Annotated in this window: 18 protein-coding genes; 4 read left to right on the top strand and 14 right to left on the bottom strand. The window is 41.2% G+C overall.

Going from position 1 to position 14131, the window contains the following annotated elements; genetic code table 11:
• Window positions 1-401: 401 nt before the first annotated feature.
• A complete protein-coding gene (pdaB, locus tag ACTJJD_RS18630) occupies window positions 402-1166 on the top strand; it encodes a polysaccharide deacetylase family sporulation protein PdaB (RefSeq protein ID WP_057078711.1) in 765 nt (254 codons plus the stop codon).
• Here the strand turns inward: pdaB and ACTJJD_RS18625 are convergent.
• The gene (locus ACTJJD_RS18625; protein ID WP_008345196.1) at window positions 1159-1761 is read right to left on the bottom strand and encodes a KinB-signaling pathway activation protein; all 603 of its coding nucleotides are present in this window, start codon (window positions 1759-1761) and stop codon (window positions 1159-1161) included. The two genes, pdaB and ACTJJD_RS18625, sit on opposite strands and share 8 nt — an antisense overlap.
• 90 nt (window positions 1762-1851) lie before the next feature.
• Here ACTJJD_RS18625 and gerD point away from each other — a divergent pair, with 90 nt between their 5' ends.
• Window positions 1852-2430, top strand: coding sequence for a spore germination lipoprotein GerD (gene gerD / locus ACTJJD_RS18620; RefSeq protein ID WP_017359176.1), 579 nt, complete (start codon window positions 1852-1854; stop codon window positions 2428-2430).
• A 38-nt stretch (window positions 2431-2468) separates the two neighbouring features.
• On the opposite strand, the gene ACTJJD_RS18615 is transcribed toward gerD, so the two are convergent.
• From ACTJJD_RS18615 to ACTJJD_RS18605, 3 genes are all read right to left on the bottom strand, one after another.
• Entirely contained in the window at window positions 2469-3527 is a 1059-nt protein-coding gene (locus ACTJJD_RS18615; protein WP_008345199.1) for an Mrp/NBP35 family ATP-binding protein, read from the bottom strand.
• Window positions 3528-3630: 103 nt separating this feature from the next.
• Complete coding sequence (gene cwlD / locus ACTJJD_RS18610) at window positions 3631-4344, bottom strand: N-acetylmuramoyl-L-alanine amidase CwlD (protein WP_017359175.1); 714 nt, start codon at window positions 4342-4344, stop codon at window positions 3631-3633.
• Window positions 4345-4402: 58 nt separating this feature from the next.
• Window positions 4403-4846 (bottom strand): YbaK family protein, encoded by a 444-nt coding sequence (locus ACTJJD_RS18605; protein WP_058214432.1) that lies wholly within the window; start codon window positions 4844-4846, stop codon window positions 4403-4405.
• A gap of 149 nt (window positions 4847-4995) precedes the next feature.
• Between ACTJJD_RS18605 and ACTJJD_RS18600 the strand changes: the two genes are divergently transcribed.
• A complete protein-coding gene (locus tag ACTJJD_RS18600) occupies window positions 4996-5568 on the top strand; it encodes a DUF4825 domain-containing protein (RefSeq protein WP_440608736.1) in 573 nt (190 codons plus the stop codon).
• 34 nt (window positions 5569-5602) lie between these two features.
• Here the strand turns inward: ACTJJD_RS18600 and ACTJJD_RS18595 are convergent, their stop codons facing one another.
• From ACTJJD_RS18595 to ACTJJD_RS18580, 4 genes are all read right to left on the bottom strand, one after another.
• The gene (locus ACTJJD_RS18595) at window positions 5603-6601 is read right to left on the bottom strand and encodes a serine hydrolase (protein WP_216943221.1); all 999 of its coding nucleotides are present in this window, start codon (window positions 6599-6601) and stop codon (window positions 5603-5605) included.
• Between the two features lie 110 nt (window positions 6602-6711).
• Complete coding sequence (locus ACTJJD_RS18590; protein ID WP_216943220.1) at window positions 6712-7185, bottom strand: GNAT family N-acetyltransferase; 474 nt, start codon at window positions 7183-7185, stop codon at window positions 6712-6714.
• Window positions 7186-7221: 36 nt separating this feature from the next.
• A complete protein-coding gene (locus ACTJJD_RS18585) occupies window positions 7222-7968 on the bottom strand; it encodes an amidohydrolase family protein (RefSeq protein WP_440608735.1) in 747 nt (248 codons plus the stop codon).
• A gap of 97 nt (window positions 7969-8065) precedes the next feature.
• On the bottom strand, window positions 8066-8581 hold the full coding sequence (locus ACTJJD_RS18580; RefSeq protein ID WP_216943218.1) for a GNAT family N-acetyltransferase: 516 nt from the start codon (window positions 8579-8581) through the stop codon (window positions 8066-8068).
• Window positions 8582-8829: 248 nt separating this feature from the next.
• On the opposite strand from ACTJJD_RS18580, the gene ACTJJD_RS18575 reads away from it, so the two are divergent.
• Window positions 8830-9426, top strand: a complete 597-nt coding sequence (locus ACTJJD_RS18575) for a restriction endonuclease (protein WP_216943217.1) — start codon at window positions 8830-8832, stop codon at window positions 9424-9426.
• A gap of 441 nt (window positions 9427-9867) precedes the next feature.
• On the opposite strand, the gene rpsI is transcribed toward ACTJJD_RS18575, so the two are convergent.
• The 6 genes from rpsI to ACTJJD_RS18545 form a co-directional block, all read right to left on the bottom strand.
• Entirely contained in the window at window positions 9868-10260 is a 393-nt protein-coding gene (rpsI, locus tag ACTJJD_RS18570) for a 30S ribosomal protein S9 (protein WP_007496354.1), read from the bottom strand.
• Between the two features lie 20 nt (window positions 10261-10280).
• Complete coding sequence (gene rplM / locus ACTJJD_RS18565; protein ID WP_003217042.1) at window positions 10281-10718, bottom strand: 50S ribosomal protein L13; 438 nt, start codon at window positions 10716-10718, stop codon at window positions 10281-10283.
• Window positions 10719-10882: 164 nt separating this feature from the next.
• On the bottom strand, window positions 10883-11626 hold the full coding sequence (truA, locus tag ACTJJD_RS18560; RefSeq protein WP_041091511.1) for a tRNA pseudouridine(38-40) synthase TruA: 744 nt from the start codon (window positions 11624-11626) through the stop codon (window positions 10883-10885).
• Window positions 11627-11637: 11 nt separating this feature from the next.
• The gene (locus ACTJJD_RS18555) at window positions 11638-12435 is read right to left on the bottom strand and encodes an energy-coupling factor transporter transmembrane component T family protein (RefSeq protein WP_008345215.1); all 798 of its coding nucleotides are present in this window, start codon (window positions 12433-12435) and stop codon (window positions 11638-11640) included.
• Window positions 12432-13301 carry an energy-coupling factor ABC transporter ATP-binding protein gene (locus tag ACTJJD_RS18550; RefSeq protein WP_035389139.1) on the bottom strand — a complete coding sequence of 290 codons (870 nt, stop codon included), beginning with the start codon at window positions 13299-13301 and terminating at the stop codon, window positions 12432-12434. Before ACTJJD_RS18550 ends, ACTJJD_RS18555 begins: the two co-directional genes overlap by 4 nt.
• A complete protein-coding gene (locus ACTJJD_RS18545) occupies window positions 13277-14119 on the bottom strand; it encodes an energy-coupling factor ABC transporter ATP-binding protein (protein WP_008345218.1) in 843 nt (280 codons plus the stop codon). Before ACTJJD_RS18545 ends, ACTJJD_RS18550 begins: the two co-directional genes overlap by 25 nt.
• Window positions 14120-14131 lie beyond the last annotated feature (12 nt).

The following is a 14131-nucleotide window of genomic DNA, read 5'->3' as shown; positions in this document are numbered from 1 at the left end:
AGCCAGGATCAAACTCTCCGAAAAAGTACAAAACCGAAGTTTTGTTTTTCGTCAGCGTTTGACTGACTACCTATGAAATATCATAGGATTTTTTTATAAAAACTCGAATTAACAGGTACGTTTTGTCTTGTTTAGTTTTCAAAGATCATCTTCGCCGTTCTTAGCGGCTTTAATAATATAACATTTCGCTTCATCTTATGTCAACAACTTTTTTCAAGTTTATTTCCCGAAGCGTTTGTGTTTGTCACTGTGTGTCAGCGACGATTAATAATATATCACGAAAACATTCTGTTGGTCAACGTCTTTTCAGAACTTTTTTTAAAATAGTTTTATCGCGCATGTCAAACCCTTGTCCTGCATACAATCAAGTAACAATCTAGGACAAGGCAGGAGTGTTTGATTTGAGTCGATTATATGTGTTGCCTATTAAACGGCTGAAGCAAGTAGTCATTATTCTTGTAGCAGCCCTTGCAGCTGCAACCTTTTTTTATGTACAAAAGGCACCGCCGCTGTCTGTATTTAAAACGGAACAAGGACCCCGAGCGATTTATAAAGGAGAGACCTCATCAAAACATGCAGCCCTTACGTTTAATATTGGCTGGGGAGACGAGAAGGCTGTTCCTATTTTAAATGTCCTTCGAGAGTACGATATAAAGAACGCCACTTTCTTCCTGTCTGCTTCTTGGGCTGAGCGTCACCCGGATATTGTGAAAAGGATTAAAGAGGACGGTCATCAAATTGGCAGCCTTGGCTATGCATATAAAAATTATAGCCAGCTTGAAGAAAACGAAATTAAGCGTGATCTTGTCCGTGCACAAAATACATTTCAAAAGCTTGGACTGGAAGACATTCAATTATTAAGACCGCCAACTGGGCAATTTAATGAAACGGTATTGAAAATTGCAACACAGTATGGCTATACCGTTGTCCATTACAGCATCAATTCTCAAGATTGGCTGAACCCGGGCGTCGACCAGATTGTTCATAATGTAAATGATCGAATGAAAAGCGGAGACATCATTCTCCTTCACGCCTCAGATTCAGCCACCCAAACCGCTCAAGCCTTACCAGCTATTTTAAAACACTTAAAAGATAAGAATTTAAGAAACATCACGGTTGGCGAACTTATCTCTAATACAAAAACAAAGTCAACTGAGGTTAAGTAGCTTTTGCTTTTGAAAACCGCGGCATAGCTAACAACTGAAACGCATTACAACCTAATAGCGGGAATAGCATTAAATACAGCCAGTCCTCTTCATTGACTCTAAGCGCCGGAAACCATTCTAACGACGTGATGACGACCATGAGAAACATTGCAGAAATAAATGTTTTCTTAGAGGACTGCTGCTGTTTAAAATAAGACACGATCAATGCAAACACACCGATAAAAACAGGCAGCCATAAGTATGGAAGAAATGATTCATTCTCCCCGAAAAACAAAAACCGCAAATAAGCTAAATCAAACAGCACGAAAATCACAAGGAATAACTGAATGGTATTCCATAAAGAATGCGACCTGAAAATCTCCAGTGCAAACCGGTGCACCGTCAAAAAGACAACAAACCCCATCTGACTGATTACACTAAAGATCATCCCCACACCAATAAACCAAAATAACACAGACGCAATCTCTAAAATCTCAAACGATACAAACAGCTTCTGATATTTCCCCCACTCCAGCGCAAAACCTACCACGCTTGTAATGACCGCTCCAACAGCCAGCACAGAGAAGAAAAAACGAACTAAATCCCGACTTTTCATTGAATTGACCCAACCCCTATTTTTGTTATGTATAAATTCACGTGAAACATTCATATTAAAAGTAAGACATGTAACGAAAGGAGCCACAGTATGTCAAAAGGCATCTTGCGTATAATGAGCTGTTTTCTTCTTTTATCTCTAACAGCTTGTGCTCCCAAAACCCAATCCTCATCTAATATGGACTATGACGAAACGAAAAAAATGGTCGTCGATATTTTGAAAACAGATGACGGTAAAAAGGCCATTCAACAGTTATTAAATGACGAGGCAATGAATGAAGCTTTGGTAATGGATGAACAAACTGTGAAAAAAACAATAGAGAAAACACTAACTTCTGATAAAGGCAAAGAGTTCTGGAAGAAGGTCTTTGAGGATTCTAAATTTGCCGAGACTTTCGCAAAATCCATGCAGCAACAGCATGAAAAGATGTTAAAACAATTGATGAAGGACCCTGACTATCAACAAATGATGATGGATATTCTCAAGGATCCTGAAATGGAAAAGAAATACGGTGAACTGGTCAAAAGCAAAGAGTTCAGAAAGCACTTAGAGAAAGTCATCACCGAAACATTGAGCAGCCCTCTTTATAAGAAGAAATTCGAAGATGAGCTAAAAAAAGCAGTCTCTGAAAGCAGCAATGATTCCGGTTCACAAGGAAACGGCAGTTAAACATCACCCGAGTGGCACAAGGTCCACTCGGGCTTTCATTATGCTTTCACTGTTAATTGTTCAATGACTTTATTGGCAATGTGTTGATACACTTCCCCTGTCGGATGACTCGCATCATAGACGGAAGGTGCAAAATCGTCCTCATTCCAATCAGGCTGTCTTAAAGGGATTTGACCAAGGACTGATACTCGCAGCTCCTCCGCCAGCTTGTCCCCGCCGCCCTTTCCAAAGACATATTCCTTCTCACCTGTTTTTTTGCTTTCATAGTAACTCATATTCTCAACGACCCCTAGCACCTCGTGATCTGTTTGCAGTGCCATTGCGCCTGCTCTAGCAGCAACGAAAGCCGCTGTTGGATGCGGTGTCGTCACAATGATTTCTTTACAGCTCGGAAGCATCGTATGAATATCAAGTGCCACATCACCTGTTCCAGGCGGAAGGTCTAATAGTAAGTAATCTAATTCTCCCCACTCTACTTCGTGGAAGAAGTTATTTAGCATTTTACCAAGCATCGGTCCTCTCCAAATGACCGGTGCGTTTTCTTCAACAAAAAAGCCCATTGAAATCACTTTGACGCCAAAGCGTTCCACAGGAATAATTTTTTCCCCTTTAACTGTCGGTCTGACGGTGATTCCCATCATATCCGGTACACTAAAGCCGTAAATATCAGCATCGATCAGTCCCACTTTTTTCCCTAGACGAGCCAGTGCCACAGCCAGGTTAACGGAAACAGTTGATTTCCCAACGCCGCCTTTTCCACTCGCAATCGCTAAGAACACAGGCGGATTTTTAGAGTTGAGCAAATTTTCTTCCTCATCCTGTGACGGCATAAACTTTTCAAGCGTTTCTTGAGGCAGTTCTTCAAAACGAAGTCCTACAGTGTTCGCGCCCGCTGCTTTTAAAGCTTGTACGATGTCTTGCTGCAGCTTCATCTGCTCAGCAGTGCCTGTCTTGGCAATCGCCACTTTTAAGCTCACATGTTCTTTTTCAGGCTTTAGGCTGATTTCCTTGATGGCATCCAGCTCACCAAGCGGTATATGAAGGAAAGGTTCGTCCATCTTCCCAACTAGTTTTCTCACATCATCTTGTCCGATCATAGCAGAACCTCACCCTTTATTGAATTCGTTTACAATCCAAGTATATCATACATATCCTTACAATGTCTGTCCTCTTTGCCTGCGATAAACAGGAAAAAGCCCCTTATTCAGGCGGCTCTTTTTGCTCTGTTAAATATCTGAGAATGCCTTTATAAATTGAAGCAGCAATTTGATCCTGATATTTAGGAGTCGCCAGCTGACCAGCCTCTTTTGGATTCGATAAAAATCCGATTTCGACAAGCGCTCCTGGCTTCGTGACATTTTGCATTAAATAAATCCCATTGATTCGCTTCGCCTTGCGATCTGTGTTTTCAAGGTTGTTGCGCAATTCATCTTGAATGAACTTCGCTGCTTTTTCATTCTCTTCATACTTTCCGTAAAAAAACGTCTGGGCCCCGCTCCATTTGTTCGATGGGATCGCATTTAAATGTATGCTTAAATAGAGATCCGCTTCAGACTCATTGATGACTTTCACACGGTTTCTCAAATCCTCCGCTTTCTTTCGGGCATAACCCTTTGTATTCTTTGATGATAAATCAGAGTCATCCTCCCGGGTCATGAGAACAAGCGCTCCCTGCTCCTGCAAATAGTCTCTTATCTTCATGGACACATCCAGTGCAATCTCTTTTTCGAGCAGCTCGCCGCCAACAGCACCGCCATCTGGACCGCCGTGACCCGGATCTAAATAGATGATCTTGCCGCTCAAAGGCAAGTTCCACGATTTCCACGAATCATCATTTAGAAACTGAAATCTGAATAAGAATAAGAGGACAATAAACCCGATTAAAAACCCTGTCCATTTCAGCTTTCTTTTCATCCCTGTCCCTCCCATACACCATTATTTTATAGATATGGGACAAGGGCTGGAAATATGCTTAGTGCAGGCGAAGCTTATGCCTTTTTTCTGATTCCCGAAAGCCTTCCTGCCACCACTTACTTAAAAATTCCTTCGCAAATGGATACAGACACGACATCTTACGCTCCATTTGGAACATATTCCCCCACGATTGCAAACACCCTGCTAGCTCCTCAACCAGTTCATCTTCTTCATGAACTGACCGCTTTTTTATATCATCGAATGATTCACCATACTTACTAGACTCACCATATCTCCCACCTGCTAAAAAAGCCTCAATGGCGAAATCAATACAGCCATCACTCATAATCCCAGCTGGATCATCTGCAAATGGGAACAGCTTCTTCGTGAATTTCTCTGAAGCGACCGTCACCTGTTGAAGAGACAATGTACGCAACAGCTTCTTTTCAAGCGTGACATCTCGTTTTGTTTTCAATTGATAAAATGAAAGAACTTCTGCCATGGACTGAACTCCTTTTTTTCTTTGTATTGTTCGTTGGTTTGAACAAAACATGCAGTTCAGTAAATGGAAATGATGAAATAAGTGGTTGAAATGGGATCTTGTGATATAATGGGTTTTTATATAGAAAGAATGATAAAGGGGCAAAATAAATGAAAAAGTGGATGTATATCCTACTACTAATCACAGTCATTCTATCCGCTTGCAGTAGTCAAGCCAGTGAGAAAGAGAGCGACATAAAAGAAATAGAAGACATATCATTAAAACAGCTTTCCAAACACAAAAATTCTTATATTGGAGACAATGGAGCAGTCGGCGCTATTTTATCAGATCTTCCAGGTAACGTGATTCGCGAATATGAAATCGTAGATGAAAAAGCGCTAAAAGTGACATACGGCGTGAAAGAAAATACCAATGATACAGAAGAACAGTTTGATTCATTTTGGTTTGATAAGAAGGATACCATTGAAAAAAACTACTTATATAATGCATTGGCACTTTTTATTCTTATCGATAACGTGGAGCAAGTGACACTCAAGATGAACGCTAAAGACGAGCCATCCGTCACGTTTAAAAGAAAACAGCTACAAAAAAAGCTGCCTCACTCTTTTAAAGTGTACAAAGACGATACAGCGCTTTGGCAAAAGGAACTGGTTGATGGAGTTGTGAAGTCAAAAGAGAAACGTCAAGATGTATACAAAGCGTTTCCCATCAAGAAATATTAAAAACAGAGGGGCGTCACCCTCTGTTTTTTGATAATTATGTAGTAAAAGCTTGAATAAATCGTTGTCGAAAGTTTTGATCTGCTACTACGGTAAGTATAAATTCATCGAACACTTCCCCCATCCAGTGAGAATTCTCCGCTTTCAGGTCATTGATGAATAGAGAAATCGATATAGTTGATGTATCCGTTTTTCGATATAAAGCAGCAGTGACAACAAACAACGTCGATCCACCTTTATACCAAATATATTGATCTGTTTCCGTCTTCAATATTTCTCCCAGCACAATTTGGCTAAAAAGACGCTTTTCTTCTGTTGTTAACAGCTCATCCTGTAGACGTTTCATAAAATGTGCATATTGATTCGTTGTAGACCTTGTCATCTTTTGCGTCAGTAAAGATTGAATACGCAAGCTTAACAAGTTCTTTTTCATCAATTTTTCTTCTAACGCCTTTTTATGCTCCGGGTCATTTTTCATGATATGAAAAATCTCAATCATCAGAGATTTGTATTGTTCATCAGTTACATCGCTTATTTGCTTTAATGCATCCTGCTCATGATCAGATACATAGGCTGACCACAACACCTTGGGTGTCAGCGGCATGAGTTCATCATGTTCTGTAAGACCTGCTTGTTTCATCTGATCATTGATCTTTTTTAAGTCGAGCAAGTCAATCAAATAATCAGTACAAGCATTCGAACTAAATTGCATCATTCCTTTGGCAACATCTAATAAAGTTGCATGCTCAGAAAAATCGTTGACCTCCAGCCAGTATGTGTGAGCACCGCCATCGGTTCTATCAATATAAAACCGCTCTATATCAGACAATGCCACTTTTTCATCTAGCTTGATGTCACCGCTGGATACAGCTTTAACAAAATGAAACAAAACCATTAATTTCATCGTACTTGCAAGTGGTGTTTTTTGAGCACCATTCCAATCTAATACCACATCTTCATTTTCAATAATTGTTACTGATACGTCCTTTTTGTTTTTCGTGACAAATGCCAAAAGATCCTCTTTTGTTTTCTTCAAATGTTTCTCCTTTCCAAACCACTATAGATTCTCGTCTCCAATATAACAAATATTTGAAACAAAGGCACAAAAAAGCAAAGGGTTGTGAATACCTTTGCTTCTTGGTGTGTTTATTTACGAAGAAGATGCAGTTTCATCCCATCATGCGTAGCTTCAAATCCCAACTTTTCGTAAAGACGGCGTGCTTCTGACCTCTGTTTGTCAGTTGTCAGCTGAATCATATGACACCCGCGGTCACTTGCGCGTTGAATAGCCCGTTTGATCAACAATGTGCCAATTCCTCTTCCTCTGTGAGTCGAGGCTGTACGAACTCCTTCTATTGAAGCTCTCCATCCTCCTTGATACGTTAGAAATGGAGTCATTGTTAATTGGAGAACACCGACTACCTCTTCCCGATCACAAGCGACGATTAGTTCAATATTGGGATCCGCTTCGATCGAATGAAAGGCATTGAGGTAGCTTTCTCTTAATGGACGAGAGTAGCGTTCTCTCTTTTGGCCTAATTTGTCATCTGAAAGCATCAAAACGATGTTGTCGAGGTCTCCTTGGACGGCTTCTCTAAATGTCAATTGATTCATATTCAATGAACACACCTCCTATCACGGAATGGAAGCCTTTATTCATTTGCCAAAATACCAATTGATAGCGTTCTCATATAAAATTTTATCCGCCGCTTCCTCATCAAACATCTGTTGAATCAATTCAATATCACCGTATTCAAATGGCCGTTTCGCCCTTGTAGAGGGAAGATCTGTACCAAACATCAGTGCATCAGGATTCGTTTGATAAATAGACGTCAATGCATGTTCGACCTTTAAATCAACACGCCCAAAGCCAGTCGCTTTCACACGAACCCCTTTATCAACCAGCTTGAGCAAATGCGGCAAACCTTCTTCAGATAAGCCTAGATGATCAATGGAAACGGCCGGCAGCTGTTCAAGCGTTGATGAGATGTCAGGGAGATGCTTAGCGTCTATGTAAATCTCACTATGCCACCCAACCAGCTCATACACCCTTCTCGCAAAATAGTCGAGCTTTGAAATATCCTCCGAACCGCCCCGCTTCACATTAAAACGTAAAGCTTTTACCCCTTGTTGATTCAATTGAACAATCTCATCATCGGCTGCGGTAAAAGGTAATTGTGTCACACCGCAAAAAGCTGGTCCCATTTCATCGAGGGCTTTCAACAAATAGCCTTGATCAAAGCCCTGAAATGACCCTGATACAATCGCTCCACCTACAATCCCTAAATCAGCCGTCTCTCTCCTATAATCATTCACCACATAACTCGGCGGTGTATATCCTTGGTTTTCTTGAATGGGAAAATCAAAATCAATGATATGAAAATGTGCATCAAAGATCCTCATGCCCGCGCCCCTCTTCTACTTATTTGACCTGATTATATCAATAGAGAAAGCCAAGGGATATTTGGAATGACGAATTACTTCATATCATGAAAACTTATCAAGTTTTCCATTCCTCTCGTAAGATGGCATAATAAAACTCATCCCACCACTCATTTCCTTGTGGTATACATTTTTTAAAATATCCTTCTCTCCTCATCCCCATTTTCTCCATTACTCTCCATGACGGCACATTTTCAGGCTGACAAGTGGCAATGATTCGATGTAAATTCATTGTGTGAAAACCATGATGTAGGACAGCAAAAGCAGCTTCTGATGCATAGCCTTTGTTTTGATATGTAGAATTGAAGACCCAGCCAATTTCATATGTGTGCTCACCAAAGTAAGGATGAAACACGATATGCCCGATGCATGTATGATCTTCTTTTAATAGAACAGCAAAATTCTTGGCCGTCTTAAGACGATTATTTTTGACAAATTCCTGCGCCTCTTCTCTAGAAAAAACACCTTTTGGTATATACTTCATCACCGCTAGATCAGATGTATATGCATAGACATCCTGCCAATCATCCTCAATAAACGGTCGAATGAGACATCTTTCTGTTGTTAGATTCATATGACACCCTCCATCTTTTAAACAGAAAACTTCTATACTCATATTTTATACGTATTCAAGAGAAAGATGCTAGTCATGGTCTATCCACTTACAAAAGCACCAGCAAATGCCAATGCCTTTTGTAATATGGTTTGTCTATAACAAACCTTTGTAAAACATCCACAATAAATATTTATTGACACATGTGACGAATATGTGTTTAAATATGTTCATCACATGTGATAACAAATTTAACAGGAGTGATATATATGAATAAACATTATTGGCTATTAAGACCCTTACCACATGGCACAGATCACCTTGAAAATTTTTTAAAAAATGATTTTATTGCAGTGGGCTATCCTGTAGGTGAAGATTTATCTAACTTTAGTTTTAACGATATGCGTACCATTTTAAGTAAGAATGATATGGAAGAAGGAATCGGTAATCTACATTCTTTAGTAAAGGGAATGAAAGTTGGAGACGTAGTAGTCGTTCCTTCTACAAATAAAAAGGATATCTATTTTGCAGAGGTTGAATCAGACTATATCTACGACAAAACTGTCGATAAAAACGTAGAAGGGTTAGGCTACCCTCATCAACGTAAAGTAAAGTGGCTGTTAAATAAACAATCCATTCTCCGCTCAGACTTACCTGACGAGTTAAGAGGCTCACTAAGATATCCGGGAGCTGTTGCTGATTTAACTAAACATGCCCATTTAATCGAACAACTAATCAATGGGACAATTACAGAAGCCACAGCACTAGAAGCGGATGCCATTGGGGTTATTAAAGAATTATTAAATAGCGAAGATCATTCAATTCGCTTAAAAGCTGCTGAACTGATTTTAAAGTTTAAGCTCTAAAACCTCCTTCATTACTTGCAGCTAAAATCGCCCCATTCAATTGAATGGGGCGATTTGTTACCCCCACTTTCATATGGGGAAATTAATCAACTTCATCTTTTATACTCTAAAATCTTTAAATACTTATTAAAATTTTAATCGTTAACATTTCTTGATATCCCTCCAATAATGAACCATCTAAAATTAGCGGAGACATTGAAGAAATTAGATATTAATAAAACAACGTATCACGGTTTAAGAGATATTCATGCATCATTTCTATTTTCTCAAGACATAGATATTGCATAAGTATCCAAACGATTCGGACATAAATATTTAAATCACACAGAACATTTATCTGGAATCAATGCCAGAAAAAAAAGCACCAGCAGGATGCTGATGCTTTTAAATATGGTTTGTCTGTACAAACCCTTGTAAAACGTCCATACAATATAATATTGATTAACGTTTTGAGAACTGAGGTGCGCGACGTGCGCCTTTAAGACCGTATTTCTTACGCTCTTTCATACGAGAGTCACGAGTAAGAAGTCCAGCACGTTTAAGTGGTGTACGGTACTCAGGATCTACTTCTAGAAGAGCACGAGAGATACCGTGACGAATTGCTCCAGCTTGACCAGAGAATCCACCACCGTGAACATTTACAAGAACATCGTAGCTGTTAGCTGTTTCTGTGATGTTCAAAGGCTGTTTCACGTCTTCGATTAAAGCAGCGAATGGAATGTATTCAGTAATTTCACGATTATTAACGACGATACGGCCTTCACCTGGAACTAAGCGAACGCGCGCTACAGAACTTTTACGACGACCTGTACCGTAATATTGAACCTGTGCCAAATTGTTAACCTCCCTTATAATTAACCGCGAAGTTCGTAAACTTCAGGTTGTTGTGCTTGATGTGGATGCTCAGAACCACGGTACACATTTAATTTTTTGAACATTTGACGACCTAGTGGACCCTTTGGAAGCATACCTTTGATAGCAAGCTCCAACATTTTTTCAGGGTAGTTTGTACGCATCTCAAGAGCAGTTCTTTGTTTCAAACCACCTGGGTGCATCGTATGACGGTAGTAAATTTTGTCCGTCAATTTCTTACCTGTTAATTCAATTTTCTCAGCATTGATGATGATCACGTGATCACCTGTATCAACGTGTGGTGTATAAGTTGGTTTGTGCTTACCGCGCAAAAGTGATGCTACTTCAGTAGAAAGACGACCTAGAGTCTTACCTGCCGCATCAACCACTAGCCATTTGCGCTCAATTGTGCTTGCGTTCGCCATTGGTGTTGTACGCATGAGTTTCCCTCCTAAATAAATCAATGAATTTTCCTGAATCAAATGCTACGTTCTATTTCAAAACACAGATAAGTCTTCCGGGGCTTATTTGTGGGGTTGAAATACATACCATATGATATCTTATAACTTTCTGCTTCCTGTGTCAAGAACATGTTACACCTGGTTTAGTTGTCATAGAAAACTTCCCATAAATACAGTCCGTGACTGGGCGCAGTCTTGCCTGCCGCTTCGCGATTTCGGGCGGCAAGCATGGCTTTTATCTCCTCAGGGTGAAATTTACCAGAACCAATGTCAAGTAACGTTCCAGCGATAATTCGCACCATGTTGTATAAAAAGCCATTCCCTCTCACACGCATTTCAAGCCCGTCTGAGACGTTTTTCCACTCAAGGGTATAAATCTCCCTCACCTTGTCCTGAACCTCTGTATTGGCCGCACAAAAGCTTGTGAAATCGTGTATGCCAATGAGGTGTCCAGCAGCTTCTCTCATTTTGTCGACATCCAACGGGTAAGGATAGTGACAGGCATACTGTCTCGTAAACACATTTTGGTGCGTTTCTGTTGAGACCCTATAACGGTACTCCTTTGAAACGACACCAAATCTAGCATGAAATGACTCATCCACTTCCTCAGCCTTTAGAACACGAATGTCATCTGGCAGCAAGCTGTTGAGGGCAAACGGCCATCTCTCCATCGGAATGGCGAGCGGGGTGTCAAAATGGATGACCTGCCCCTTTGCGTGAACGCCACTGTCTGTCCGGCCGGAAGCCACAATCGGAATTAGTTCATCTTGTTTATGCATTCTAGCAAGAACAGATTCAATCTCCGTTTGTACAGTACGCTGTCCTGGCTGCACTTGATAACCTTTAAAATGTGTCCCATCGTATGATACGGTACATTTTACTTTCATCTAGGCATCACCTAATTTCTAAGCAGCACAAGGAGTGCTGTTAACAGGATGAATAGAAGCAGCGTGAACGTGTCTTTCATTCCCCAGACAAGCTGACGGTATTTCGTACGACCTTCTCCCCCGCGGTAGCCTCTCGCTTCCATAGCGGTCGCCAATTCCTCCGCACGCTTAAACGCACTGACGAAAAGTGGGACAAGCAATGGGACAATCGCTTTTAAACGATCTTTCACGGGTCCGCTTGTAAAATCAACACCTCTTGCCATTTGTGCTTTCATGATTTTGTCTGTTTCTTCGAGTAAAGTCGGAATAAATCGAAGAGAGATAGACATCATAAGAGCAAGCTCATGAACAGGCAGCTTGATTTTACGGAAAGGATGCAGCAGCTTCTCCATACCGTCTGTCACTTCAATAGGTGTTGTGGTCAACGTCAGAAGTGTTGTCATCATGATGAGATAGACAAAACGGAGTGAAATGAAAATCCCCTGTTTTAGACCTTCTTCATAAATATTCAGAAAACCAAAGTGAAAGAGCAAAGCGCCATCCTTTGTCATGAAGATATGCAGAATAAAGGTAAACAGAACAATCCAAAGGATGGGTTTCATTCCTTTGAGAATAAAGTACAGCGGCACCTGAGACACCATCACCACAAGGATCGTAAAGACCCCTAAAAGCCCGTAAGTGATGTAGTTATTCGCAAAAAAGACAATAAAGACAAAAAAGAAAATTGATAACAGCTTTGTCCTTGGATCAAGACGATGGACAAAGGATGTACCTGGCACATATTTGCCGATAATCATACTATCCATCATGATGTCGTGTCCTCCTGATATAAAGCTGTTAAGGCTTCTGCCATTTCATCCATGGTCAGAAGCGGTCTTGGAAACGTCAGCCCCAGCTTTTCTTCGACAGCCTGCTGGAATTTGATCGTTTCCGGGAGGTCCAGTCCGAAAGAAGACATGTCGGTACGATTGGCAAATAGCTCCCTCGGCGTACCTGTCGCCTTCACTGTTCCTTTGTGCATCACAATCATTTGATCCGCATAATGAGCGGCATCTTCCATACTGTGTGTCACAAGGATCGTCGTCAGGTTGGCTTTTTGATGAAGCTCATAGAACATGTCCATGATTTCTTTACGTCCGCGTGGATCTAATCCCGCAGTCGGCTCATCAAGCACAAGCACTTCTGGCTCCATCGCTAGAACACCTGCAATCGCCACACGTCTCATTTGACCACCACTTAATTCAAAGGGGGATCGAGATAACAAGGATTCAGGAAGGCCTACAAGCTTCAGCATCTCTTTAGCCTTGGCTTCCGCCTTTTCCTTTGGAACACCGAAATTCATCGGACCAAAACAGATATCCTTTAGAATCGTCTCCTCAAAGAGCTGATGTTCAGGAAACTGAAACACGATGCCGACCTTTTTTCGAAGGGGTTTCATATCCTTCTGTTTTTTATTGGCTTGTAAGACCGTATCTCCAAGCGCAATGCTCCCTTTTGTTGGCTTGAGCAGTCCATTTAAGTGCTGCAGCAACGTCGACTTGCCGGAACCCGTATGACCAATGACAGCAACATAGCTGCCTTCTTTGATGGAAGCATTGACATCATACAAAGCGAGACGCTCAAACGGCGTTTTCATTTGATAACGATGCTCTAATTCTTTGATCGTAATGTCCATAGCTCTTTCACCAATCCTTCTTGTGTCAAATGGGCATTTGCAAGCGGCACACCTTGCTGCTTCAATTGCTTACTCAACCGGTAGGAAAATGGCAGATCAAGTCCAATCTGAACCAGCTGTTCATCTAGTTCAAATACTTCCTCTGGTGTTCCCTCGGCAAATTTCTTCCCGCCATTCATCACAATAACGCGGTCTGCCTTCGCAGCCTCGTCTAAATCATGTGTGATGGAAATGACCGTGACCGTTCCTTGTTCCTTCAGCAGTCTGACGGTTTCTAGCACTTCTTCACGGCCAATCGGATCAAGCATTGATGTTGCTTCATCCAAGATCATGATGTCAGGGCTTGCGGCAAGTACACCTGCGATTGCTACTCTCTGCTTTTGCCCGCCTGATAGATGGTGCGGCTCTTGATCAAGAAACTCCTGCATATTGACCTGTTTGACAGCCCAATCTACACGCTCTATCATCAATTCCCGCTCAACCCCGTTATTTTCTAAACCAAAAGCCACATCATCACGAACCGTTGAGCCAACGAATTGGTTGTCTGGGTTTTGAAAGACCATGCCGACCTTTTTGCGAATATCCCAAACACTTTCTTCTTTCAGCTCAATCTCACCAACCTTGACCGTTCCTGCATCCGGTAAAATGAGCCCATTCAGTACACGGGCAAGTGTGGATTTACCTGAACCGTTGTGGCCAACAATGGCAAGCCATTCATTTTGATTCACATGCAATGACACTTGGTCTAAAGCGGGCTTGTCCGCATCTTTGTGATAACGAAATACAATGTCTTTTACGTCAATTAATGTCTTCTCCATCTCTACCGGACC

This window comes from Bacillus sp. 22446, from assembly GCF_052044955.1.
Lineage (GTDB): Bacteria > Bacillota > Bacilli > Bacillales > Bacillaceae > Bacillus > Bacillus altitudinis.
Note: the sequence above shows the minus strand (reverse complement) of the source record. Positions and strands in the feature narration are given on the sequence as shown.